The sequence below is a fragment of the Mesorhizobium sp. ORS 3428 genome (genome assembly GCF_001854785.1).
Lineage (GTDB): Bacteria > Pseudomonadota > Alphaproteobacteria > Rhizobiales > Rhizobiaceae > Mesorhizobium.
In genome coordinates this window covers 1-23,636 of record NZ_MDFL01000170.1, presented here as the reverse complement: position 1 = coordinate 23,636, position 23,636 = coordinate 1, and the positions used below count along the sequence as shown (strand labels likewise).

Below are 23,636 nucleotides of genomic sequence, written 5' to 3'. Positions count from 1 at the left end.
AGGGGGGAGATTGGCAGCTTCAGCCTGCCGTTCTTCCTGCGGCGCTGGAGATTGGCGAAGCCGCCGCGACATCCGATCTCCCCCCTTGCGGGGGAGATGGCCGGCAGGCCAGAGGGGGGTGTGAAGGAACGCTGCGTTTGATGATCCTTTATACCGCATGGCCTTTCCGGGTCACGACAGCCAAGCCTCCTACCGGCTCGCCGCGGTCATGGCGAATGGTGGTGCTCTCCAGCGAGAGGACGGAAAAACCACTGGCGCCAAGGACGCGCCGCACATAGGCCTCCGAATGCGCATAACGCCGTGACGGCAGCAGGGTAAAATCATCGCCGCTGGCAAGCGTCTCGACCGAGAACGCGAACACACCTTCATCGGCCAGTGCCTCGGCGACGGCCCCGGCAATGCGTTCGAGCGCGCCGACATAGATGAACACGTCGGCCGCGACCACGAGGTCGGCCTTCGCGCCGGTGTGAGAGAAGTGCTGAAGGTCGGCCTCGGCGAGCAGGTCGTAGATGCCCTTGGCGCGCGCCTTCCTCAACATCCTGGCCGAGATGTCGTAGCCCTCAAGCCGATCGACGATCGGGCGCAGCCTTTCGCCCATCAGGCCGGTGCCGCAGCCGAGGTCGAGGGCCAGCCGAAAACGGCCAGGCCTTAGCATGCGAATGGCCCGGTCGAGGAAATCCGGCATGCGGTAACCCAGTTTCTCGACCAGCGCTTCCTCGAAATTGTCGGCGTAGTGATCGAACAGGGTCTCGACGAAAGCGCTGGGCGGAGCCGCTGCCGCCGGCGCATGGCCGATCAATTGCAGCTTGAGCGCCGCGCCCAGCCGGTCCGCCGGATCCAGCTTCAACGCCATCGTCCATGCCTGCGCGGCCTGGTCGTGAAAACCCGCGGCTTCCTGCATTTCGCCCAGGCGAAACCATCCCGGTGCCCATTGCGGCGCAAGCTCCAGTGCGCCAAGCAGAAGCTCCGCCGCCTGCGCGGGCTCGCCTGAGCCGAGCAGCATTTCGGCGAAGTCGGCGCGGCGGTCGGCGTTCAAGTCGCCGGACGAGGCCTGAAGCGGTTTCATGGTCGAATGGTCCCACCGGCATTCGAGCCGGAGGCCGGCTGTAGGACGAGTCAGCAGTCACTTGCAACAGGCTTCCCGCGCCGAATTTTGCCATTATCTTCAAGCCATGCGCGCCAGCGACCTGCTCAAGCCACGACCGGAAGGGCTCTACTGCCCGCCTGGCGATTTCTTCATCGACCCGGTACGGCCGGTTAACCGGGCGCTGATCACGCACGGCCATTCCGACCATGCCCGCTCCGGCCATCGCTCGGTGCTCGCGACGCAAGAGACGCTCGACATCATGGGCCTGCGCTACGGCGGGGATTTTGCCGGAACGACGCAGGCAGCAGTCCTCTGCGAAACGATCGATCTCAACGGCGTCTCTGTCACCTTCCATCCGGCCGGGCATGTGCTGGGCTCGGCGCAGATCGCCGTCGAGCACCAGGGCATGCGCATCGTCGCCTCAGGCGATTATAAGCGCCAGCAGGACGCCACTTGCCTGCCGTTCGAGCCCATCCGGTGCGATGTCTTCATCACCGAGGCGACCTTCGGCCTGCCGGTTTTCCGGCATCCGCCGGACAGCGAGGAGATCGGCCGGGTGCTCAAATCGGCGGCGCAATTTCCCGAACGTTCGCATCTGATCGGCGCTTATGCGCTCGGCAAGGCGCAGCGCGTGATGCGGCTGCTGCGCGACGCCGGCTATGACCGGCCGATCTATATCCACGGCGCGCTGGCCAAGCTTAGCGAATACTACCAGAGCCAGGGCATCGACCTCGGAAGTCTCGAGCCGGCGACTGTGGAGAGCGGCGGCAAGGCAGATTTCACCGGCGCCATCGTCGTTGGGCCGCCGGCTGCCTTCGCCGACCGCTGGGCAAGGCGCTTCCCCGACCCGATCGCCTGCTTCGCGTCGGGCTGGATGCGCATCCGCCAGCGCGCCAAGCAAGGCGGCGTCGAGCTGCCGCTGATCATTTCCGACCATGCCGACTGGGACGAGCTCATCGCCACGATCAAGGAGACTGGTGCGGAAGAGATCTGGGTGACGCACGGACGCGAGGAGGCGCTGGTGCGCTGGTGCGAACTCGAAGGCATCGCCGCCCGGCCGCTGCACCTTGTGGGCTACGAGGACGAGGGCGATTGATGGTGCCTTTCGATCCTGTAATCGCTGGCGTAGCGATCCTTACCACCCCCCTCTGGCCTGCCGGCCATCTCCCCCGCAAGGGGGGAGATCGGATGTCGCGACGGCTTTCGCCAGCTGTCAGCGTTGCAAGATATGCGGCAGGCCCGAAACAGCCAATCTCCCCCCTTGCGGGGGAGATGGCCGGCAGGCCAGAGGGGGGTGTGCCGAAGCGCCAAGTCCACCCATTGCCGCCCCCATGAACCGCTTCGCCGAACTCCTCGACCGGCTGGTGCTGATGCCGTCGCGCAACGGCAAGCTGAGGCTGCTCACCGACTATTTCCGCAGCGTCGAGGACCCGGACCGCGGGCTGGCGCTGGCGGCGATCACCGGCGATCTTTCGATCGCTGCGGTGAAGCCGGCGATGCTGCGCGCCCTGGTGGTGGAACGTATGGATCCGGTGCTGTTCGGCTATTCCTACGACTATGTCGGCGACCTCGCCGAGACGGTGTCGCTGGTCTGGCCGCAGCCCGACAACATCCCTGATCATGCGCCGACATTGGCCGAGGTGGTCGGCAAGCTGCAGGCGGCGAGCCGCTCCGACGGCCCGCAAGTGCTCGCCAGGCTCCTCGACAGCGCCAGCATCTCGGCGCGTTTCGCCATCATCAAGCTGGTAACCGGCGGCCTGCGCATCGGCGTTTCGGCGCGGCTCGCCAAGCAGGCGCTGGCCGATCTCGGCCAGGTCGACGTCTCCGAGATCGAAGAGCTCTGGCACGGGCTGACGCCGCCCTACATTGAGCTGTTTGCGTGGCTGGAACGCCGGGCGGAAAAGCCGAAGAGTGCGGCGCTCGCCTTGTTCCGGCCGGTGATGCTTTCCAATGCGGTCGACGACGGTGACCTTGAAAAGCTCGATCCGGCCGACTACGCGGCGGAATGGAAATGGGACGGCATCCGCGTGCAGGCGGTGTGCGAAGGCGGCGTCCGCCGGCTCTATTCGCGCACCGGCGACGATGTTTCGGGCGCCTTCCCGGACCTTACCGCGGCAATGGATTTCGAGGCGGCCCTCGACGGCGAGCTGCTGGTCGGCGACCCGCGCGAGGCGACGGGCACGTTCTCCGACCTGCAGCAGCGACTGAACCGCAAGAGCGTGTCGCTGAAGGTCCAACAGCAATATCCGGCCTTCATGCGCTGCTACGATGCGCTGCAGATCGGCGGCGAGGATCTGCGCAGCCTTCGCTTCGCCGAGCGCCGCACCCGGCTCGAAGCCTTCGTTAGGACGCTCGACCCCAGCCGCTTCGATCTTTCGCCGCTGGTCGAATTCCGCGATTGGGAGGCGCTCGAGCGGCTGAGGCAGGCGCCGCCGCATCCGATCATCGAAGGCGTGATGCTGAAGCGCTGGGATTCGCCTTATCTCGCCGGCCGACCAAAGGGCCCCTGGTTCAAATGGAAGCGCGATCCGCACACCGTCGATGCGGTGCTGATGTATGCGCAGCGCGGCCATGGCAAGCGCTCGAGCTTCTATTCCGACTACACGTTCGGCGTCTGGTCCGGGCCGGAAGGCGCCGAAGAGCTGGTGCCGGTCGGCAAGGCCTATTTCGGCTTCACCGACGAGGAACTGCGGCAGATCGACAAATATGTCCGCGACAACACGATCGAGCGCTTCGGGCCGGTTCGCTCGGTGCGCGCCGACCGCAAGAACGGCCTGGTGCTGGAAGTGGCGTTCGAAGGCCTCAACCGCTCGACGCGGCACAAGTCTGGCGTCGCGATGCGCTTTCCCCGCATCTCGCGGCTGCGCTGGGACAAGCCGGCCGCCGAGGCCGACCGCATCGAGACCCTGCAGGCGCTGCTGGATCCGCTTGCCTAATCGAGAATAGACCGCTTCGTCGCCATAATTGCGAGCGCTGGCGCCGCCCCTCATTGCCCTGCCTGCCATTTCTCCCCGTAGAACGGGGAGAAAGACGCTGGCCGCAATTCCGGCGCGATTCCTGCAGCGCAGGCGATTGGCGAAAGCAGCGATGATAGCGCTCTTCTCCCCGTTCTGCGGGGAGAAGATGCCGGCAGGCAGATGAGGGGCCGCGCCGACTTAAGCCATTTTGCTGGCCGGTTCCGAAACTACTCCGCGATCGAAACGCGGATCTCGTAGACGTCGACGGACTTGCCCTGCTTGTCGAAGTCGGAGTTGATGGCGATGGTGCCGGCGGCTCCCGGCTGCTTGTTCGGGAACTTCACGTCGAACAGATACTCGTTGCGCTGCTGGCCGACCGCGTAACGCTTGCGGCCACAATCGCCGAATTCACCGAAATTGCAGTCGACCGATATCTGCGTCTCCTTGCCCTCTTCCGAGCGGGCGATGATGTCGAACATCGCGTGCTTGCCGGCAAGCTTTTGCAGCACGCCCTGCCCGACGTCGAAGGCAATGGCCGAGCCGGACGCGCCGGAACGGATGCGCAGGAACTGGCCTGTGTCGTCCTTCATCACGTCGGCGCCGGCGTCGGACGGCGTGCTGACACGGGTCGGATCGCTGGGCGAGAAGACATTGATCCAGTTCTTCGACTGGTCCGCCTCGCCCGGCTTTTGCGGCGAGCCGCTGCCGGCCGGCGGCGAGGAGTCTTCGCTCTCCAGCGTCGGCGTCGGTTCCGGCGGAGCGGTGTTGAGCTCGGCCGCCGTCTTGAAGACGCCGGTCTGCTTCGCGAAGTAGAGGCCGATGCCGGCGGCCGCGATCAGCGTCGCGGCGACGAAGATCCCCGTCAGCGGCAGTCGCCGCCCCCTGATCCGCCGCTCGTCGCGATCGGGAGCTACCTCGGCGCCGTTGCCGACGGGCGCCCCCGGCGAATCGTCGAGGGTCGGCGCGTCGGGAAGCGACGCCTCGTCCGGCATGATGTCGGGCACGACCGGTAGCACGCGCGAGCGCGGCGCGTCGGAAGCGTCCGGCTGCACCGGACCGTCGACGGTGATCGACGGCGACGGCGCCGACTGGGTCGGCCCCCTCGGCGCTTCCACCGACGGCGCGGAAGACTGGTTCTGCGTCTCGACCTTGGGCGCGGCGTTGCCGGCGGGCGTCCCGATCTCTTGCGGGAGCGTGACGTCCGGCACGGCCGGCAGGAATTCGGATTCGATCTCGGCGATCTTGGCCTGCACCGCCTTGCGGCGGTTGATGGCGGCCTCAACCGTCACGTTCGGATTGGCCTGCAGGACACGGTCCAGCGCGGCAAAGGCCGAACGATAGACCTTCTCGCGGAACGCCCGGTCCTCGGCATTGCCTTTCTCGAAGGCGTTGCGGATCGCTTTTTCGATTGCGTCCAAGCGAGCTCCCTCTGCGCGCGTTCGCTCACACTTGCTCGATCGATAGCCGCAGGCGACCAATCAATCAACGGGCGGGCGGCTGGATAGCCGACGCATCCGAAGCCCATTTCGGCGTTTTTTGTTGAAGAATCAACATTTTTGTCACCGAGGCCGGATCAGCTCGGGCGACCGGATGCCCGCGCCCAGCCGGCCGGTGAGCCGCCGCGGCCGTCGCCGGAGGGTGCCTTGCCACAGCGGTCGACAGGAATTGCCGCATGAGCGCTCGATTTCGCCGCCACCCATCTTGAATTAGCTGCCGGTTGAGTCTATCAACCGGCGCATCTTGGAAGCCCGTCGCTTCCCGGGCCGCTTTAGCTCAGTTGGTAGAGCACATCATTCGTAATGATGGGGTCGCGTGTTCGAGTCACGCAAGCGGCACCAGTTTCCCAGCATCCGCAGTCTGATGTTCGTTCGCTCTCGAGTCGTATGGAAGAGCCTCGCCCAGCGCATTGYGCGGCCGCATCGGCGAGCGCAGGCCCRTGAAAACAGCGTGGGCTGCGCCAGGGAGTCGATCTGGATGGCTGCCCAACGGGCGCCAGTTCGGAGCACGCCGGCTCTTAGGCCGTATGCCTGTTCCCGTGAGCTCGCCCGTCGTATGGCGCGRCTATATCCGTGAGCCAATCGACCAGGCTTTGCGCGAAGCTGCGCGGCGCAATGATGTCGCAGGCATCGGCCCCTGTGCGCAGGAGAAGCACCGGTACGTGATGGAAGCCGGTCTGCAGCGCGCTGCCCGGCCCCRCCTGCGGCGAATCCCAGTCGATCGCGACACAGGCCTTGAGGATGTCGAAGGTGCGCGGCCCGCTGAGGCTGAGCCGCATCCTGCCTTCGCCGAGCGATAGCGAACAGCCGAGGGCGGGATCGATCGTCAGGCGCGGCTGCGATCCGTCCTGCGCGATCAGCCAGAAGCGGCGCGGCGCGATGCGAACCGCAAGCCATCCGCCGACGGGCACTRCCTCGCCGCAGGCCGCCGGCAGCGCGGCGCCCAACTGGCGCGACAGTTCGGCCCCGAATTCCGCCTGCGTTTCGGGCCAGGCCTCGACCTGGACGATCGTGCAAGCCTCGACGGATATGGTWTCAGCCATGGAGCCGCTCTCCCTCCGGATCGAGAAAGACTGGCGAGACGACGTGAGCGCGGACGGCCTCGTTCTTCATCGTGTGGACCGCCACCACTTCGTCCCCGATCGCCACGTCGCCGGCAAGCAAGGCAAGGCCGACATACTCTCCGAGAGTGGGGCTGTAGGTCACCGAGGTGATGCGGCCGCGACCATGCCCCTGCCGGGCTTCGCCCTGCTTGAAAAGAACAGCGCCGCCGCTCAGGCGTGTTCCCGCCTCGATGCATTTCAGCCCGACCAGGCGCTGCCGGTTCGGTTCGCCAAGAACAGGGCGGCGGCGAAGCACGTCGCCGACGAAGCCCGACCGCTTTCCTACCATGCGGCCAAGCCCAAGATCGTCGAGCGTCGTGCGGCCGTCGATTTCGGGGCCGGCGACATGGCCCTTCTCGACACGCAGAGCGCCCAGCGCCTCGACCCCGTAGGGTCTCAGCCCGAACGGCTCGCCGACCTCGATCAACCGGCACCAGGCCGCTTCGCCGGCGCTGGCGCCGACATAGACTTCGTAGGCCCGCTCGCCGGAATAGCTCAACCGGATGATGCGCAGCGCGCGGCCGTCGAACTCGCCCTCGATGAAGCCCATATGCGGCAGAGCCTCGTTGGAGAGGTCGAGCGCCGGGAAGGCGGCGGCGAGAACTTGCCTGCTCCTCGGTCCGGCGACCGACATCGCCGCCCATTCGTCCGTCACCGAGGTGACGGCGACGCGCAGGTCCGGCCAGGCGGTGTCGAGCAGGAACTCCAGTCGCGACATCACGTCGGCCGCCTTGGCGGTCGATGTGGTCATGAAGAAACGCTGCTGGCCAAGCCTAGTCGTTGTCCCGTCGTCGAAGACAATGCCGTCGTCGCGCAGCATGACGCCGTAGCGGGCGCGGCCGACCGGCAGCTTGGCGAAGCCGTTTGCGTAGACGCGGTCAAGCAGCGTCGCGGCATCGGGACCCTGAATGTCGATCTTGCCGAGGGTCGAGATGTCCATCAGCCCGGCGGCTTCGCGGGTGAAACGCATCTCCGCGACATAGGCCTCGTTCACGTCGCGGCCGGCGCCGCGATAGAAATAGGGCCGCATCCAGAGGCCGACTTCCAGCATGTCGGCGCCGTTGGCGATGTGCCAGTCATGCATCGGCGTGCGGCGGATCGGCCTGAAATGATGGCCGACAGCACGCCCTGCGAGCGCACCRATCGCGACCGGTGTGTAAGGCGGCCTGAAGGTGGTCGTGCCCGTCTCCGGGATTGTTGCACCGCGCAGGACCGCCATCGCCGAGAGCGCCGGGAAATTGCTGGTCTTACCCTGGTCCGTCCCCATGCCGAGCGTGGTGTAGCGCTTCAGATGCTCGACCGATTGGTAGCCCTCGCGATGGGCGAGCGCGATGTCGCCGGTGGTGACGTCCATCTGGTAGTCGACGAACGCCTTGCCTCGCGCCGGCGGGACATCACGGAACGCAGCCACGGCCAGCTCCGCGGATTGAAGCTGGAGCGCGGCCGGCACAGGCTTCGTTTTGCCGCAATAGGAGGCCGCCTCGATGCCGGCGCGATGGCCGGTCTCGATCGCTTCCGCCGTRGTGTAGCCGCCGACGGCGGACCCCGCGCCGAACTGGCCGGCCGCGAAGGGGCCGGGGACAAAGCCGTCGATATCCTCGCGATATAGAGGCTTGACGCCGAGCTGCGAGGTGAGATGGACCGTCGGCGACCAGCCGCCGGAAACGCAAACTAGGTCGCAGTCGACCTCGGTGTCCGTCCCTGATCCGGCGAGCCTGACGGCCTTGACCGCACGGCCGCCGCGCAGGTCGGCAATGTGCGTACCGGCGCGAACCGCAATGCCGAGGCGCGAGGCTTCCGCCTGCAGGGCGGGCGGAACCGCAGCCCGCAGATCCGCGACAGTGACCTCAGCTCCTGCCGCGGCAAGATCGAAGGCCGTGCGCCAGGCGCCGTCATTCGTCGTTGCGACCACGGCCTTTCTTCCGGGCAGAACGGCAAAGCGGTTGACATAGGTTCTGACCGCTGACGCAAGCATCACGCCGGGCCGGTCGTTGTTCGAGAACACCAGCGGCCGCTCGATGGCGCCGGCRGCAAAGACGATCGCGCCGGCGCGCAACATCGTGAACACCTGGCGGGCTTGGCCGGCGCCCCGCGCATCGTCGCGCCGCTCGACAAGGCCAAGCACCTTGCCGTCGTAAAGACCGACGGCAGTCGTCCGAGCCRTGAGGGTGACGGTGCCGAAGCCCTTGAGTTCGGCTTGCAATGCCTTCAGCCAGGCGGYAGCCTCCGACCCGGGGCGCTCCGACAGAAGCTGTCCGCCGAACTCAAAATCCTGCTCGATCAGCGCCACCCACGCCCCGGCATTCGCCGCGGCGCGCGCGGCGGACAGGCCTGCCGGCCCGCCGCCGACAATGGCGACATCGGCGAAGGCGTGGYGAACCTCGTAGCGGTCGGGATCTGGCTCCATGCCGGCCTTGCCGAGCCCTGCCGCCTTGCGGATGAAATGCTCGTAGACGATCCAGGCGCGGCGGGTCGGACCCATGAAGGTCTTGTAGTAGAAGCCCGCGGACAGGAACGGCGCGAACAGGCTGTTGAGGCTCTGCACGTCGAAGGCGAGCGAAGGCCACCGGTTCTGGCTCTCGGCGACCATGCAGTCGGCGAGCTCCAGCATTGTCGCAGGCAGGTTCGGCTCGCGCCGTGCGCCGGTCCCGAGCGTCACCAGCGCATTGGGCTCCTCGGCGCCAGCCGAGAAGGTGCCGCGCGGCCGGTGGTATTTGAAGCTGCGGCCGACGAGYGACACGCCGTTGGCGAGCAGCGCCGAGGCCAGCGTGTCGCCCTGGAAACCGGCGAGACTGCGGCCGTCGAAGCTGAATTCGAGCGGCCGTCCACGATCGATGCGGCCCCCCTCGGCCAGACGTTTGGAGTTGGAACTCATTGAGGCGATTTCCTGGGAGAGGATTTGCCGGGAGGCGATTTCCGGRCGAGAGCGACCGAGGCGATTGCATGGCTGCGTGTGTCGCGCTCAACGATCAGCCACTGGCGGCAGCCGAGAACGTGCTGCCAATGTTCGCGGTGCAATCCTGCCGGGTTCTTGCGGACGAAGACATAGCGATACCAGGCTTCTGGATCCGCATCGTCGTGGGCGGGGCGGATGACCGAGGCGTCACCGCCATAACGGAACTCGTCATGGTCGCGCGGGCCGCAGCAGGGAMAGTCAATGCGCAGCATGTCTCGGCGTCCCCTATTGCAGCCACGCGAACGGGCCGACGCCGGCCTCGTCGAGCGTGCGACCGGTGCGGAAGCGGTCGAGGCTGTAGACGGCGTTGAGCGCATGCGGCTTGCCGGTCGCGATCGTGTGCGCGAAGCACCAGCCGGATGYCGGCGTCGCCTTGAAGCCGCCGTAGCACCAGCCGCCGTTGAGGTAGAGCCCGTCGATCGGAGTCGGGCAGATGATCGGGCTGGCGTCGGGCGTCATGTCCATCACGCCGCCCCAGTGGCGCAGCAGCCTGACCCGCGAGATGCAGGGCATCAGCGCTATCGCCGCTTCCGCGACCTCGCGCACGACGCCGAGATTGYCGCGCTGGGCGTAGGAATTGTAGCCGTCGAGATTGCCGCCGAAGACCAGCCCGCCCTTGTCGGACTGGCTGACATAGAAATGATCGGCCCCGTAAGCGACGACGTGGTCGACCATCGGCTTCAGCGGCTCCGTCACGAAGGCCTGCAGCACATGGCTTTCGATCGGCAGCTCGAGACCCGCCTTGTGGCCGAGAACCGACGTATGTCCCGCCACGGCCAGACCGACCTTGCCGGCGGCGATCGGGCCCCTGGCCGTCTCCACGCCGACGATCCTTTCGCCCTCGCGCAGGAAGCCCGTCACATCGCAATTCTGGATGATGTCGACGCCGTGGCCGTCGGCGGCGCGGGCATAACCCCAGGCGACGGCATCGTGGCGCGCCGTGCCGGCGCGGCCCTGCATGATGGCGCCATGGATCGGGAAGCGCGCGGTGTCGGAATAGTCCAGATAGGGCACAAGGCGCCGGACGTCGTCGCGACTCAGGATCTCGGCGTCGATGCCGTTCAGCCRCATGACATTGGCGCGATAGGCGAAAAAGTCGAGCTGGTCGGCCGAGTGCGCTGTGACGATCTGGCCCCGCTGCGAGAACATGACGTTGAAGTTCAGCGCATGCGTCAGGCCTTCCCACAGCTTCATCGAGAATTCGTAGAACTGCGTGTTGCCGTCGCGCAGGTAGTTGGAACGCACGATCGTTGTGTTGCGGCCGACATTGCCGCCGCCGWCATAGCCCTTCTCGATCACCGCGACATTGCGGATGCCGTGGTTCTCGGCGAGATAGAAGGCCGTCGCCAGCCCGTGGCCRCCGCCGCCGACGATGACGACGTCATAGGAGCGTTTCGGCTCCGGCGCGCGCCAGGCGCGCTGCCAGTGCCTGTGGCCGGCAAGCCCGTTGGCAAGGATGGAGAGGGCCGAATAGCGGCGCATTGGTGGCTTCTTGGATTCTACTTGACGAAGAGACGGCGCGGAAAATTGCAGAAGGCTTCGACGCCTGTCTCGGTGATGCGGATCGACTCCGAAATGGCGATGCCCCAATCGTCCAGCCACAGGCCCGGCATGAAGTGGATCGTCATGTTCGGCTCGAGCACCGTCTCGTCGATCGAGCGCAGCGAGATGGTCCGTTCGCCCCAGTCCGGCGGGTAGCCGAGGCCGATGGAATAGCCGCAGCGCGAATCCTTGAAGAAGCCGTGCCGCTCGATGGCCTTTGTCCATGCGGCGTGCACGTCGCGCGAACCGGCCCCCGGCTTTGCCACCGTAAGGGCGGCTTCCAGTCCCTCGACGACCACGTCCGCAGCCTTGCGCATCTTCTCCGGCGGCGTGCCGAGATAGATCGTGCGCGTCAGCGGCACATGGTAGTGGTGCCTGACCCCGGCGATCTCGACTGTGGTGCCGGCGGGCGAGGCGAAGGGGGCATCGCGCCAGGTCAGATGCGGGCAGGAGGTGCCGACGCCGGTCGGCATCAGCGGCGCGATCGCGGCGTAGTCGCCGCCAAAGGCCTCGGTGCCCTGCGTTGCGGTCGCGAGGATTTCGGCGGCGGCGTCGCATTGGCGAACGCCGGGGCCGATCACCTCGATCGCCCGCGCCATCGTCTTTTCGGCGATGCGCGCCGCCTGCTTCATCAGCCCGATCTCGGCCTGCGACTTCACCGCGCGGACCCAGTTGACCAGCGTGCCGGCATCGACGAAGCGCGCGTTGGGCAGTTCCGCCTTGAGCACATCGAGCGACTTCGCCGTGAAATAGAAGGAGTCCGCCTCGACGCCAATCCGTGCGCGCTCGAGCCCGCGCTCGCGCATCACGCGCGCCACGGCCTGMAGCGGGTGCTTTGCGTCAGACTGCACATGGTCGTCGGAATAGCCGATGATGTTTTCCTCAGGCAGGATCGTCGTCAGCCGCGCGCCGTTGACGTCCTGGCCGCGCCCGATCCAGACCGGAGACGCCATCTCCTGGACGACAAGCACGCCCTGGTGGACATAGAAGGACCAGCCGTCATAGCCGGTGAGGTAATTGAGGTTCGCCGGCTCCGACACATAGAGCGCGTCGAGCCCGGCCTCAGCCATGCGCTCTTTGGTCTTCGCCAGCCTGACTGCGAATTCCTCCCGCTCGAACGGCGTGTTGTTGCTGCCGAACTGCATCGCCAATTTCCTCAGCGCACGGTCACGTCCGAGGGCGTCCTGGTCAGCACCTCGGCGCCCGAGGGGCCCATAAGGACCGCGTTGGACATGAAGAAATCGCCGCGGCCGGTGCCCATCAGCCAGGAGAGCACGTGGAAGCTCATGCCGGTCTTGAGCACGATGTCGCTGTCGCGGCGCAGCCCCGTAACCTTGTTGCCGCCGGTCCAGCTCGGCGGCAGGCCGATGCCGACCACATAGCCGCAATGATGCCGACGGTAATGCGAGAGGCCGGCGCGGTCGACCACGCCCTGCCAGGCCGCATAGACGTCGCGGAACAGAACGCCCTCCCGCATCGCGCCGACCACCGCCGCGAAGGCGTCGGCCGTGAGCGCGGCCATCTCGTAGGTTTCCTTCGAGGCGTGGCCCAGATGGATAAGGCGACCAAGAGGCGCGTGGTAGCGGGCGATGCAGCCGGTCAGTTCGAGGAAGACCGCATCGCCGGCACCGAACCGGTCGCTCGTCCAGGTCGTATGCTCCTCGCCGAGCCGCCGGGTGGAACGGATGAACGGCCCGAAGCCGGGAAACGTGCCGCCCGCCTCGATCATGGCGCGCTCGGCTTCCGCGGCGACATGGCGCTCGCTGGCACCCTGCGCGATCGCTTCGATCGCCGCGCGCGCGCCAGCGTCGGACACCTTCGCCGTGGCCCGCATCAGGGCCTGCTCGGCCGCGCTCTTGACCATGCGGATGTCGTCGATGATGCCGGAGGCGTCGACCCAGCGCGCGGCGGTCAGCCGCTCTTTCAGCGCTTCCGCGAGCCCGTGCGGCAGGCCGGACGACCACGACTCGATGCCGACGGAGCCAAGCCTGCCGGAAAGCACGCGCCCCAAAAGGTCGGCGACCGTCTCGCCGTCATGGTGCCCTTCGAAGCGCGCATTCCTGACCTGGTTGGCAATGGTCACCTTTTCCATTGCGCGCGTCAGCAGGATCATTTCGCCGTCGGCTGGGACGACGAGAATATGCGGCGCGAAGTAGCCCCAGTGATCGAGCCCGGTCAGATAGAAGATGTTCTCCGGCGCCGAGACGAGGAGCGTGTCGATGCCGCGCCCAGCCATGGCATGGCGGACGGCGTCGCGGCGCCGATCGAATTCCTCGCTCTCGAAATAGGGCGCGACAACTTCGCCGTTGCTTTTGTCCAGCACATTTCCCCCTCCGGAGCCGATGCCCCGCAGCTTCATTTTGCTCRCCTTCGCATGAGGCATGTTGTGTACAACTGTCGCCAATATCGGCCTTGGATTTCGATCATGTCAAGGATTTTCCGTTTTTGGCAGAGCATTGATGTGCACATCTATTGAAACGCGGCGAAAAATCTGCAACCATGCGTTCAAGCCACTGAAGTCCGAAAAGGGGTCGGAATAAGCGGCGGTTTCGCAAAAATGGGAGCAAGATGATGACGATCAGAATTTCGCGCCGCACCGCGCTTGGACTCGGCGCAGGGCTTGTCATGTTGTCCGGCATTGGAATCGCGCATGCCGAGACGACGCTGGAGCGCGCCAAGAAGGACGGCTATATCCGGGTCGGCTTCGCCAATGAGGCGCCGTTCGGATACGCCACGCCGGACGGCAAGCTGACCGGCGAGGCGCCGGAAGTCGCCAAGGCGGTGCTGTCCAAGCTGGGCATCAAGCAGGTCGACGGCGTGCTGACCGAGTTCGGCTCGCTGATCCCGGGCCTGAAGGCCGGACGCTTCGACATCATCGCCGCCGGCATGTTCATCAATCCCAAGCGTTGCGCCGAGATCAACTTCTCCGAACCGTCCTACGGCATCGGCGCGGCGATGCTTGTGCCGAAGGGCAATCCGAAGAAGGTGAAGGACTTTTCGACCTTCAAGGACAATTCCGACCTCAAGCTCGCGGTGATGGCGGGAGCTGTCGAAGGGGGAGAGGCAAAGGATGCCGGCGTCTCTCAAGCCCAGCTCGTGGTCCTGCCGGACCAGTCAAGCCTGGTCGCCGCGGTCCAGTCGGGTCGTGCCGATGMCGCCGCGCTGACGGCGCTGTCGATCGCCGACATGGCCAAGAAGGCCGACGGCGTCGAATCCACCAAGCCGTTCGGCGAGGTGAACGGAAAGTCGGTGAAAGGCCATGGCGCCTTCGGATTCCGCAAGGAAGATACCGACCTGCAAGAGGCCTTCAACGCCGAGCTGAAGAAGTTCATCGKCTCGCCCGAGCACATCGCCCTGGTCGAGCCGTTCGGATTCGGCAAGGATTATCTGCCGAACAAGACGACCGCCGAGCTCTGYGCCGGCAAGTAAAAGTCCCAACTCCGGGCGGCGCTCCGGCGCCGCCTTTTTTCTTCGGAGAGGCAGATGGGCATCCGCACGCTCGTTGGCATGCTKGTTGTCGCGTTGGCGGTGATYGGCGTGCTCGCCACGCAGAGTTCCTACAGCCTGTTCCTGCCGGGACTGCTGGAGGGTGCACAGCTGACGATTGAAATCGCGCTGCTTGGCAGCGTGCTTGCCGTGGTGATGGGCGTGCTGGCCGCGCTTGCCCGCCTTTACGGACCGGCCCCGCTGCGCTGGCTGGCGACGGTCTATGTCGAGATCTTTCGYGGCACCTCCGCGCTTGTGCAACTCTTCTGGCTGTTTTTCGTGCTGCCGCAATTCGGCATATTGATGGATGCCTTCACCGTGGCCGTGCTGGCCCTGGGCCTGAATGTCGGGGCCTACGGATCGGAAGTGGTGCGCGGAGCGATCCAAGCGGTGCCGCGCGGCCAGTGGGAGGCGTCGATCGCGCTCAACATGAGCCGTGCCCAGATGCTGYGCAGGATCATCCTGCCGCAGGCTTTCATCGCCATGATCCCGCCCTGGGGCAACCTGTTCATCGAGCTCCTGAAATCGACCGCGCTGGTGTCGCTCATCACGCTCACTGATCTCGCCTTCAAGGCGCAGCAAATGAACCAGAGCACGCTGAAAACCGTTCCCATCTTCACGCTGGTGCTTCTGATCTATCTCGCCATGTCGCTGGTGATCACGATCGGCATGAGGCTRCTCGAGCAGCGGGCATCCGCGGGACTCTCACGAGGAAGGGCCGCCTGATGTGGGATTGGTCTTTCACGCTTGAAATCCTGCCGACGCTGGCAAGCGCCGCGATCATCACCGTCGAGGCGACACTGATCGGTTTCGTGATCGCGGCGCTCCTCGGYCTGGTGCTCGCCCTGGTGCGCATCGCCATCCCGTGGACCGGCTGGCCGATCTCGGTGCTGGTCGAGCTGATTCGCTCGACGCCGCTGCTCATCCAGATCTTCTTCCTCTATTTCGTCTTTCCGAAATTCGGGGTCGTRCTCGATGCCTTCACCGCCGGCGTGATCGCGATCGGGCTTCATTACGCCGCCTACTGCTCCGAGGTGTATCGCGCCGGGTTCGACAACATTCCGCGCGGGCAGTGGGAGGCGTCGATCGCGCTCAACCTGCCGCAATGGGCAACCTTTCGCGACATCATCATCCCGCAAGTCATTCCGCCGATCGTTCCGGCGCTCGGCAACTACCTGGTCGCGCTGTTCAAGGAGACGCCGCTGCTTTCGGCCATTGCCGTTCTCGAACTGATGCAGACGGCCAAGATCATCGGCTCCGACACTTTCCGCTACACCGAGCCGATGACGCTGGTCGGCCTGTTCTTCCTGGTGATGAGCCTGGTGTCGGCCGCAATCATCCGTTTTCTCGAACGCCTGCTCAACCGGAGGACATCRCCATGACAGAGAAGCCAATGGTGCGCTTCGACAATGTGTCCAAACGTTACGGCGCGTTGACTGTTCTCGACGGACTCAACCTCGACATCGCGCGCGGCGAGAAGGTGTCTATCATCGGGCCTTCCGGCTCCGGCAAGACGACAGTGCTGCGCATGCTGATGACGCTCGAGACAATCAATGACGGCGTCATCTGGGTCGAAGGCGAACCGCTCACGCATATGCAGAAAGACGGCAAGCTGGTTCCCGCCAATCTCAGCCACATCAGGCGGGTGCGGGCCAAGATCGGCATGGTCTTCCAGTCGTTCAACCTGTTTCCGCATATGAGCGCGATGGCCAATTGCATCGAAGCGCCGATGACGGTGCTCGGCATGAAGCGCGCCGACGCCGAGGCGCGCGCGGCCGAACTGCTCGACATGGTCGGGCTGTCGCAGAAGAAGGATCATTATCCGTCGCAGCTCTCCGGCGGGCAGCAGCAGCGCGTGGCGATCGCGCGGGCGCTCGCCATGCGACCCAAAATCATGCTGTTCGACGAGGTGACGTCGGCGCTCGACCCCGAACTTGTCGGCGAAGTGCTGCAGGTGATAAGGCAGATCGGGCGGGAGCATGACCTCACAATGCTGATGGTCACCCATCAGATGGGTTTCGCGAAGGAATTCTCCGACCGGGTCTGCTTCTTCTACCAGGGCAAGATCTGCGAGCAGGGACCTCCGGGCGAGCTGTTCGGCGCGCCGAAGAACGAACGGACGCGGCAATTCCTGCGCGCGGTACTGGAGGCGGGATGATCCGCAACGACGATGCGGTGACAGAGCAGGCCACGACAGGTCTAACGCGACCACCTTCGRCACGGGAGAGGTCGGAACGCATCTACAGGATACTGCGCGACCGTATCTGCCTCCTGGAATATCCCCCCGGCAGCCATCTCTCCGAAGAAGAGCTCGCGCAGGAATTCGAAGTCAGCCGGACACCGGTCCGGCGGGTGCTGGCGCGGCTGGAGTCGGAAGGCCTCGTCCAGTCCGTCCACGGCGTGGGCACGATCGTCACCGACGTCGACATCGAGGAACTGGAGCAGGTCTACCATCTGCGCATGGAACTGGCGGAGCTGATCGGCAAATTGTCGCCGATCCCGCGCACCGCTGCCGATCTCGACCGCATACGCGCGTTGAAGGAGCGCTGCGACGCCCATATCCGCAGTCCGGATCAGCGTGCTTTCCTGCGCCTCAACATGGATTTCTTCTACGAACTCAGCGCGATGACCGGCAACCAGCCGCTACGCGACATCAGCGAGCGACTGTATATCCAGGTTGCACGGGTCGTCCTGAAGATGATGCCGCGGCTTGGGCTGGTCGAGGAGTTCACCGCGTTCCGCCGTGAAATCGCGGAGGTGCTCGCGGCGGYCGAGATCGGCGACTGGGCTTCGATCGGGCACATCAGGCGGGCGCATATCTCGATGAGCTTCCGGCGTATGATGCTGCACCGAAACGACGACAGCGAGGGTTCGCGCAATCCGAAGGCTTGATCGCGCTTGGACGACCTAGTGTGCATTCAGGCTTGCCTTGCGGAGTTTGAAGATTGCGCGCGACAAAATGGGGCTTGTTGTTGGCGTCGTCGTCGCCATGCACTTCCGGATTTGAATTTTGTTCTCGCAGGCAGCTCAGCATTCCTTGYGTTCTCTGCCCTGTACCACGCAGCCGAYGCATCTCGACTATTGTTGAGGACGTAGTTTGGTGGGAAAATCTTGACCTCAGCATAGGAGGTCAAAATGCCCAACAGCTTCAAGACCGGTGACATCGTCAGGCTGAAATCCGGAGGCCCGCAGATGACAGTGAGCGACGGCGCGGCCTCGGGCATGTATCTGTGCCATTGGTTCAATCGCGAGGGTGACGTCTGGACCCCGCAGCATGCCGGCTTCAAGCCCGACCAGCTGATGATGGTGGACGAACGGAAATAGTTTTCCCGCGCGCGCTGAAGGTAGCTTTCCAGCGCCGCAAACTCGCCGACCTCGCATGGCGGAACGACCGACGGATTTTCTCTGTCACCGCGTTTAACGGCTGAAGCGCGGCCGCCAGTGGCCGCACGCCAGCCGGAGACGAGAAAGCATGATCCGCCCTTCCCTATTTGCCGTTGCCCTTGGCTTGCAGACCACCGCGGCAGCCGCCCAGACGACGACACCAACTCCTGCCCCCGTGCCGGCCCCGTCGGCACCGGCTCCCGCCCCAACCAAACCCGGCGTTACGCTGGCGACCTACGAGGCGCGCCGGGAGAAGGCCTTCATGGCCGCCGACACGAACAGCGACGGTAAGGTCAGCCTCGCCGAGTGGACGGCCTACCAGGCCCAGCGCAAGGCCAAAGGAGACCCCGCCAAATCCTTCGCGCGAATGGACGCCAACAAGGACGGCTTCGTCGACAAGTCCGAGCTCGACGCCTTCCTCGCCAAGCGCTTCGCGAAGCTCGACAAGAACGGCGACGGCGTGCTCAGCGCCGACGAACGGGCGGGCCACAAAACCGCTCCCAATGAGGAGCAATGACCGAGAGGTTATGCAGCACAATGACACACGGGAGCGCCCAGGCTGATGGGCGCRGATCCGGACGAGGAACTGGTACGGCGCATCGGTGCCGGCGACGCCGCGGCCGTGCGGGCGATGGTGGCGCGCAAGCTGCCGCGCATCCTGGCTTTAGCCACCCGCATGCTGGGCGACTCCGGCGAGGCCGAGGACGTCGCCCAGGAGACTTTTGTGCGCATCTGGCGCCATGCCTCCGCCTGGCGCCAGGGCCGCGCGCGTTTCGACACCTGGATCCATCGCGTGGCGCTCAACCTCTGCTACGACCGGCTGCGGCGCGRCCGCGAATGGACGACGGACGAACTGCCGGAGGTGGCCGATGAGGCGCCGCTTCCCGACGCTGTTGCCGGAGACGACAGCCGGCGCGTCGAGCGGGCGCTGCAGCGCATCGCGCCGCGCCAGCGCGAAGCGATCGTGCTGGTCTATTATCAGGAGATGTCCAACATCGAGGCCGCCAGCGCCATGCAGGTCAGCGTCGATGCGCTGGAAAGCCTGCTCGCGCGGGGGCGTCGCGCACTGCAGGCTATGCTCGTCGGAGATGACGACGATGACTGAGGCAGCGCTGGACCTGGCCATCTCCCGGGCATTGGCGATCCTTGGGGCGTGGGGGGCTACGTCGAGACGACGGAAGGGGAAAAGAGATGGCTGAGAACCGCAAAGTGGCAGACGGGCCGATGGATGCCCGGCGCTTCGCCGCGCTGGCGGATGCCTATGGCAGCGCCTTGCATCGCTGGCCGCAGGCCGAGCAGCCTGGCGCGACGCTTTTCGCCGAAACGGAAGAAGGCCGCGCCATTCTTGGGCGCGCCGGCAGGCTCGACGCCATCCTCGACCGTCACCACGTCGAAGCCCCCGGCCGGGCACTCCATGGCGAGATCGTTGCCAGGGCCGAGGTGCCGCTCCGGCAGGGACGGCATCGCCGGCTCTGGTGGCTGGGCTTCGGGCTCGCGGGAGCCGGCCTCGCCGGCGCCGTCGCCGGGCTGGCGCTGGTCAGCGTCGTCACCCCCGACCTATCGTCTGACCATTATGTGATGGACGCCAATGCAACGTCGTTCGGCGATGCCGGTCCCGACGCCGAGACGGAGGACCTATGAGCGCTCGTCTTTTCGCGRCATCGCTGGTGCTGAATGTCTTTCTGATCGGTGCTGTTGCCGCCGGCGCCGGCTGGCTGATCGGCCGTTCCGGCGTGGGCTATTCGCTGGAATCGGCTGGCGGGCAGCTTCCCGCCGACGACCGCAAGGCATTCCGCCAGGCGCTGCGAGAGGTTCGTCGCGAGTCCCGCGCAATCATCCTCGACGGACAGYAGGCAAGGCGCGAGGCGGCAAACCTGCTTCAGCAACCGACGTTGGACGCGAACGCGCTGACCGCCGCGCTGGAGCGCGCGCGCGCTGCCGACGCCACCATCCGCGCCCGGCTGGAACAGCGCATCGTCCAATTCGCCGCTTCGAGCTCGCCCGAGGATCGGCGCCTGCTGGCCGAAGCCCTGCTGCGCCATGTCGGCAGGCAGCGCCCGGTCGCGGCAAAAAATACGCCCTGACAAACGACGGAATCTACGGGTCACCTCCGTTCAACGGAAAGAGGGACGCGCCTGCTGCCGCGCAATGCAAGCAGGTTGGTTTCAACCGCGATGAACTTCGGAGTATCCCATGAACGGTTTGACGAAATATTCGGTCGCCGCCGCCCTTGCCCTCGGCGGAACGATCGCGGCAGGCGCAGCCTCCGCAATGCCGGTGGCGCCGGTTTCGCCGGCGCCGGCGCTGGTGGAACATGTAGCCTGGGGCTGCGGCCCCGGCTGGCACCCCAACCGGTGGGGACGCTGCGTTCCCAACCGCCGAGTGATCATCTACCCGCGCTATTACTATTGGGGCGGCCCGTATTGGGGCGGCCCGGGCTTGTACTTCCGCTATGGGCCTGGCTGGCATCGGTGGCACCGCTGGTAAGGCGCCGATTGGCCTCGCGGTGTCGACGTTCCGCCGGCACCGCGCGACAGGCTTGAACCCGCAGGACCGATAGGCCGACGCGAAGTGCGGCGGCCCGACTTTCGCCACGGAGGCCCGCATGGCTGTTGCCGCTCCAAATGCCGCTCCGCCCGATCCGGCACTTGTCGCGCTCAACCGTTTCGGGCTCGGCGCAAAAGCTGCGGACGATCTCGGCAAGATCGCCTGTGATGCGCGCGGCTATCTCAAGGCGGAGCTTAGGCAGCCCGACATAGGCTTGATCTCGACCGACGATCCGGCGAATGCCGGGCTGCTGGACAGCACAGCCGCCATCCAGGCGAGCATGGCGGCCAATGCGGAACGCAGGGCTGCCAGGGAGCGCGTGCCGGAGGCATCCACGGTGCCGGCGATGACGGATGCGCCGGCCGGCGCGGCCGAGACCGCACCGCAGAGGCCAGCCGTCCCGCCGGTCGAGGCCGACATCTACCGCGCCGACGCGCAAGCACGATTCAACAAGGCGCTCRCCGCCGACGCCGGCTTCGTGGAACGGCTGGTCGGCTTCTGGTCGAACCATTTCTGCGTCTCGGTCGCCAAGGGCCAGATGGTGCGAGCCTGTGCCGGCGCTTTCGAACGCGAAGCGATCCGCCCTTTCGTGCTCGGCCGCTTCGCCGACATGCTGCTTGCGGTCGAGCATCATCCGGCGATGCTGTTCTATCTCGACAACCAGCAATCGATCGGCCCGGATTCCCGCGCCGGCAAAAGGCGCGGACGCGGCCTCAACGAGAATCTTGCCCGGGAGATCCTGGAACTGCACACGCTGGGCGTCGGCAGCGGCTATGCCCAAGCCGACGTCACCAGTTTCGCCGGCATGCTCACCGGCTGGACGATGGCCGGACGGGAGGGCCGGCTCGGCGAGCCCGGCTCTTTCGTCTTCAATGCCAATGCGCACCAGCCTGGCAAGGCTGAGCTGCTCGGCAAGACCTATCCGGCCGGCGGCATGGGTCAGGCAGAGGCTGCGCTCAACGACATGGCCAGCCATCCGGCGACCGCGCGGCATATCGCCACCAAGCTTGCCCGGCATTTCATCGCGGACGATCCGCCGCCGCCGGCGATCGAGCGTCTCGCCGAGGTCTTCACCAAGACGGACGGCGACCTGCGCTCGCTTGCGCTTGCCCTGGTCGACATGCCCGAAGCCTGGTCGATGCCGCTCACCAAGCTGCGCTCGCCCTTCGACTATGTGGTCGCTGTCAGGCGGGCAATCGGCCTGTCCGCTGGCGACGAGCCGCAACGGACGCTTCGCTGGCTAAAGGTTCTCGGAGAGCCGCTCTGGCAGCCGCCCGGGCCGAACGGCTTTCCCGACCGGACCGACAATTGGGCTTCGGCCGAAGGGCTTAGGACGCGCCTCGACATTGCCTGGCAAGCGGCACAACAGGCGGGCGACGTCGGCAACCCCAATGACCTTCTCGATGCGCTCGTCGGTGCTTCCGCCTCGGCCGAGACGCGCCAGGCGATCGCGCGCGCCGAATCCAGACAACAGGGGCTGGCTCTGCTGCTGATGGCGCCGGAGTTCCAGCGAAGATAGTTCCAACGCCGGTGAACAGTGATGGAGATGCGGCCATGAGCCTTCTTTGTGAAACGCCCAATCCCTCCCGCCGCGCCGTGCTGATGACCGGCGGCGCGCTGTTTGCCTGGGCCTATCTGCCGCGCTTCGCGCGCGCCGCCGACAAGCGCGACCCGCGCCTGATCGTCATCGTGCTGCGCGGCGCGCTCGACGGGCTGTCGACGGTGGGCCCCGTCGGCGACCCCGATTATGCCGGGCTGCATGGCGATATTGCGCTTTCGCTGTCAGGCCCGAAGCCGGCACTGCCGCTCGACGGTTTCTTCGCGCTCAATCCGGCCATGCCGGTGTTTGCGCGCCTGTTCAAGGCGGGCCAGGCCGCAGTCGTGCACGCGGCCGCGACCGGCTACCGCGACCGTTCGCATTTCGACGGCCAGGACGTGCTGGAGAGCGGCCTGCCCGGTCCCGGCAATRCCACCACCGGATGGCTCAACCGGGCGCTCGCCGGCCTGCCGGCGGGCGACCGGGTGGCGAAGGCCGGCGGGCTCGCGATCGGACCCTCGACGCCGCTGGTGATCCGAGGGACCGCGCCGGTGCTCGGCTGGGCGCCGCAGGCTCTGCCCATGCCCGGCGATGCGTTGGCGGAGCGTGTGCTTGATCTCTATACCCACCGCGATCCGGTGCTCGCGGCAGCCCTGCGGAAAGGGCTCGACGCCGAACGGATGGCGCTCGGCGACCAGCTCGGCGGCAAAGCGATGAAACTGAGGGGCGGGCTCGACAATGCCGCCGGCATGCGCCAGTCCGCACAAGGCGCGGCGAAATTGATGGCGGCCGAAGACGGACCGCGCATCGCCGCACTCGCCTTCGACGGCTGGGACACGCATGTCAACGAAGGCGGCGCCACGGGGCGGCTCGCCAACCTGCTCGGCGGCCTCGACGGTGCCTTCGAGGAATTCGAGAAGGGACTCGGCGAGCGCTGGCATGACACGGYGATTGTCGCCATCACCGAATTCGGGCGGACCGCCCGTATCAACGGGACTGTCGGCACCGATCACGGCACCGGCACGGTGATGCTGCTTGCCGGCGGYGCGATCAAGGGCGGCCGCGTCATCGCCGACTGGCCAGGCCTCAAGCCGGCTCAGCTTTACGAAGGCCGCGACCTCGCGCCGACCAGCGATGTGCGCGCAGTGCTGAAGGGCCTGCTCGCCGATCATTTCGGGCTGTCGGTCACGGTACTCGGCGACAAGGTGTTTCCCGACTCGGCGGCGGTGAAGCCGATGCGGAGTTTGGTGGTGTGACGCTGACCTTGTTCATCGATGACAGGCGCCAGCACGGTCAATAAGAACACGCATCGTCGCGATCCTTCGCGCCCCCTCTGTCCTGCCGGACATCTCCCCCATTTGGGGGAGATTGGCAGCTTCGGCGCCGCACTCACTCCAGCGATGTTGAACATGGTGCGACACTGGCGATTGGCGAAAGCCCCCCGTGACATCCAATCTCCCCCTCGTGGGCAGGGGAATCGCATATGGCTTTTTGGGACTTGAAGTTGGCCTGAGAAAGGATTCTTTGGGCAGGCAGTCGAG

The 23,636-nt window shown here is 65.9% G+C and carries 23 protein-coding genes and 1 tRNA gene; 16 read left to right on the top strand and 8 right to left on the bottom strand.

Features of this window, described 5'->3' with window-relative positions; genetic code table 11:
• Positions 1-148: 148 nt before the first annotated feature.
• Positions 149-1,066 (bottom strand): methyltransferase domain-containing protein, encoded by a 918-nt coding sequence (locus ORS3428_RS28845; RefSeq protein ID WP_071101679.1) that lies wholly within the window; start codon positions 1,064-1,066, stop codon positions 149-151.
• 106 nt (positions 1,067-1,172) lie between these two features.
• Here ORS3428_RS28845 and ORS3428_RS28840 point away from each other — a divergent pair, with 106 nt between their 5' ends.
• Positions 1,173-2,183 carry a ligase-associated DNA damage response exonuclease gene (locus ORS3428_RS28840; protein ID WP_071101678.1) on the top strand — a complete coding sequence of 337 codons (1,011 nt, stop codon included), beginning with the start codon at positions 1,173-1,175 and terminating at the stop codon, positions 2,181-2,183.
• Between the two features lie 235 nt (positions 2,184-2,418).
• A complete protein-coding gene (locus ORS3428_RS28835; RefSeq protein ID WP_071101677.1) occupies positions 2,419-4,023 on the top strand; it encodes a cisplatin damage response ATP-dependent DNA ligase in 1,605 nt (534 codons plus the stop codon).
• 248 nt (positions 4,024-4,271) lie between these two features.
• On the opposite strand, the gene ORS3428_RS28830 is transcribed toward ORS3428_RS28835, so the two are convergent.
• Positions 4,272-5,462 carry a hypothetical protein gene (locus tag ORS3428_RS28830; protein ID WP_071101676.1) on the bottom strand — a complete coding sequence of 397 codons (1,191 nt, stop codon included), beginning with the start codon at positions 5,460-5,462 and terminating at the stop codon, positions 4,272-4,274.
• A 344-nt stretch (positions 5,463-5,806) separates the two neighbouring features.
• Between ORS3428_RS28830 and ORS3428_RS28825 the strand changes: the two genes are divergently transcribed.
• Positions 5,807-5,882, top strand: a tRNA-Thr gene (locus tag ORS3428_RS28825).
• Between the two features lie 176 nt (positions 5,883-6,058).
• Here the strand turns inward: ORS3428_RS28825 and ORS3428_RS28820 are convergent.
• The 6 genes from ORS3428_RS28820 to ORS3428_RS28795 are packed head-to-tail and all read right to left on the bottom strand — an operon-like array spanning position 6,059 to position 13,500.
• Positions 6,059-6,583, bottom strand: coding sequence for a sarcosine oxidase subunit gamma (locus ORS3428_RS28820; RefSeq protein ID WP_071101675.1), 525 nt, complete (start codon positions 6,581-6,583; stop codon positions 6,059-6,061).
• Positions 6,576-9,518: a sarcosine oxidase subunit alpha family protein gene (locus ORS3428_RS28815; protein ID WP_071101674.1), complete on the bottom strand. Its 2,943-nt coding sequence runs from the start codon at positions 9,516-9,518 to the stop codon at positions 6,576-6,578. Before ORS3428_RS28815 ends, ORS3428_RS28820 begins: the two co-directional genes overlap by 8 nt.
• Complete coding sequence (locus ORS3428_RS28810; RefSeq protein ID WP_071101673.1) at positions 9,515-9,811, bottom strand: sarcosine oxidase subunit delta; 297 nt, start codon at positions 9,809-9,811, stop codon at positions 9,515-9,517. The genes ORS3428_RS28815 and ORS3428_RS28810 overlap by 4 nt, the downstream gene beginning before the upstream one ends.
• 13 nt (positions 9,812-9,824) lie before the next feature.
• Positions 9,825-11,081 (bottom strand): sarcosine oxidase subunit beta family protein, encoded by a 1,257-nt coding sequence (locus ORS3428_RS28805; protein ID WP_071101672.1) that lies wholly within the window; start codon positions 11,079-11,081, stop codon positions 9,825-9,827.
• Positions 11,082-11,098: 17 nt separating this feature from the next.
• The gene (locus ORS3428_RS28800) at positions 11,099-12,286 is read right to left on the bottom strand and encodes a M24 family metallopeptidase (RefSeq protein ID WP_071101671.1); all 1,188 of its coding nucleotides are present in this window, start codon (positions 12,284-12,286) and stop codon (positions 11,099-11,101) included.
• Positions 12,287-12,297: 11 nt separating this feature from the next.
• Positions 12,298-13,500 carry a M24 family metallopeptidase gene (locus ORS3428_RS28795; RefSeq protein WP_108723207.1) on the bottom strand — a complete coding sequence of 401 codons (1,203 nt, stop codon included), beginning with the start codon at positions 13,498-13,500 and terminating at the stop codon, positions 12,298-12,300.
• 212 nt (positions 13,501-13,712) lie between these two features.
• Here ORS3428_RS28795 and ehuB point away from each other — a divergent pair, with 212 nt between their 5' ends.
• The 13 genes from ehuB to ORS3428_RS28730 all read left to right on the top strand — a co-directional run bounded on the left by ehuB (position 13,713) and on the right by ORS3428_RS28730 (position 23,351).
• Positions 13,713-14,570, top strand: a complete 858-nt coding sequence (gene ehuB, locus ORS3428_RS28790) for an ectoine/hydroxyectoine ABC transporter substrate-binding protein EhuB (RefSeq protein WP_108723206.1) — start codon at positions 13,713-13,715, stop codon at positions 14,568-14,570.
• Positions 14,571-14,624: 54 nt separating this feature from the next.
• Positions 14,625-15,353, top strand: a complete 729-nt coding sequence (gene ehuC, locus ORS3428_RS28785; RefSeq protein ID WP_071101669.1) for an ectoine/hydroxyectoine ABC transporter permease subunit EhuC — start codon at positions 14,625-14,627, stop codon at positions 15,351-15,353.
• Positions 15,350-16,009: an ectoine/hydroxyectoine ABC transporter permease subunit EhuD gene (gene ehuD, locus ORS3428_RS28780; protein WP_083355338.1), complete on the top strand. Its 660-nt coding sequence runs from the start codon at positions 15,350-15,352 to the stop codon at positions 16,007-16,009. The genes ehuC and ehuD overlap by 4 nt, the downstream gene beginning before the upstream one ends.
• A complete protein-coding gene (gene ehuA, locus ORS3428_RS28775) occupies positions 16,006-16,785 on the top strand; it encodes an ectoine/hydroxyectoine ABC transporter ATP-binding protein EhuA (RefSeq protein ID WP_071101667.1) in 780 nt (259 codons plus the stop codon). Before ehuD ends, ehuA begins: the two co-directional genes overlap by 4 nt.
• Positions 16,782-17,519 carry a GntR family transcriptional regulator gene (locus ORS3428_RS28770; RefSeq protein WP_083355337.1) on the top strand — a complete coding sequence of 246 codons (738 nt, stop codon included), beginning with the start codon at positions 16,782-16,784 and terminating at the stop codon, positions 17,517-17,519. The genes ehuA and ORS3428_RS28770 overlap by 4 nt, the downstream gene beginning before the upstream one ends.
• Positions 17,520-17,762: 243 nt before the next feature.
• Positions 17,763-17,951 (top strand): YodC family protein, encoded by a 189-nt coding sequence (locus ORS3428_RS28765; RefSeq protein WP_071101666.1) that lies wholly within the window; start codon positions 17,763-17,765, stop codon positions 17,949-17,951.
• A gap of 148 nt (positions 17,952-18,099) precedes the next feature.
• Positions 18,100-18,528, top strand: a complete 429-nt coding sequence (locus ORS3428_RS28760; protein ID WP_071101665.1) for an EF-hand domain-containing protein — start codon at positions 18,100-18,102, stop codon at positions 18,526-18,528.
• Positions 18,529-18,573: 45 nt separating this feature from the next.
• Complete coding sequence (locus ORS3428_RS28755; protein ID WP_071101664.1) at positions 18,574-19,116, top strand: RNA polymerase sigma factor; 543 nt, start codon at positions 18,574-18,576, stop codon at positions 19,114-19,116.
• A gap of 86 nt (positions 19,117-19,202) precedes the next feature.
• Positions 19,203-19,652 carry a hypothetical protein gene (locus tag ORS3428_RS28750; RefSeq protein WP_071101663.1) on the top strand — a complete coding sequence of 150 codons (450 nt, stop codon included), beginning with the start codon at positions 19,203-19,205 and terminating at the stop codon, positions 19,650-19,652.
• Positions 19,649-20,095 (top strand): periplasmic heavy metal sensor, encoded by a 447-nt coding sequence (locus ORS3428_RS28745; protein WP_071101662.1) that lies wholly within the window; start codon positions 19,649-19,651, stop codon positions 20,093-20,095. The genes ORS3428_RS28750 and ORS3428_RS28745 overlap by 4 nt, the downstream gene beginning before the upstream one ends.
• Positions 20,096-20,204: 109 nt before the next feature.
• Entirely contained in the window at positions 20,205-20,498 is a 294-nt protein-coding gene (locus ORS3428_RS28740; RefSeq protein ID WP_071101661.1) for a GCG_CRPN prefix-to-repeats domain-containing protein, read from the top strand.
• A gap of 118 nt (positions 20,499-20,616) precedes the next feature.
• Entirely contained in the window at positions 20,617-22,077 is a 1,461-nt protein-coding gene (locus ORS3428_RS28735; RefSeq protein ID WP_071101660.1) for a DUF1800 domain-containing protein, read from the top strand.
• 35 nt (positions 22,078-22,112) lie between these two features.
• Positions 22,113-23,351 (top strand): DUF1501 domain-containing protein, encoded by a 1,239-nt coding sequence (locus ORS3428_RS28730; protein ID WP_071101659.1) that lies wholly within the window; start codon positions 22,113-22,115, stop codon positions 23,349-23,351.
• Positions 23,352-23,636 lie beyond the last annotated feature (285 nt).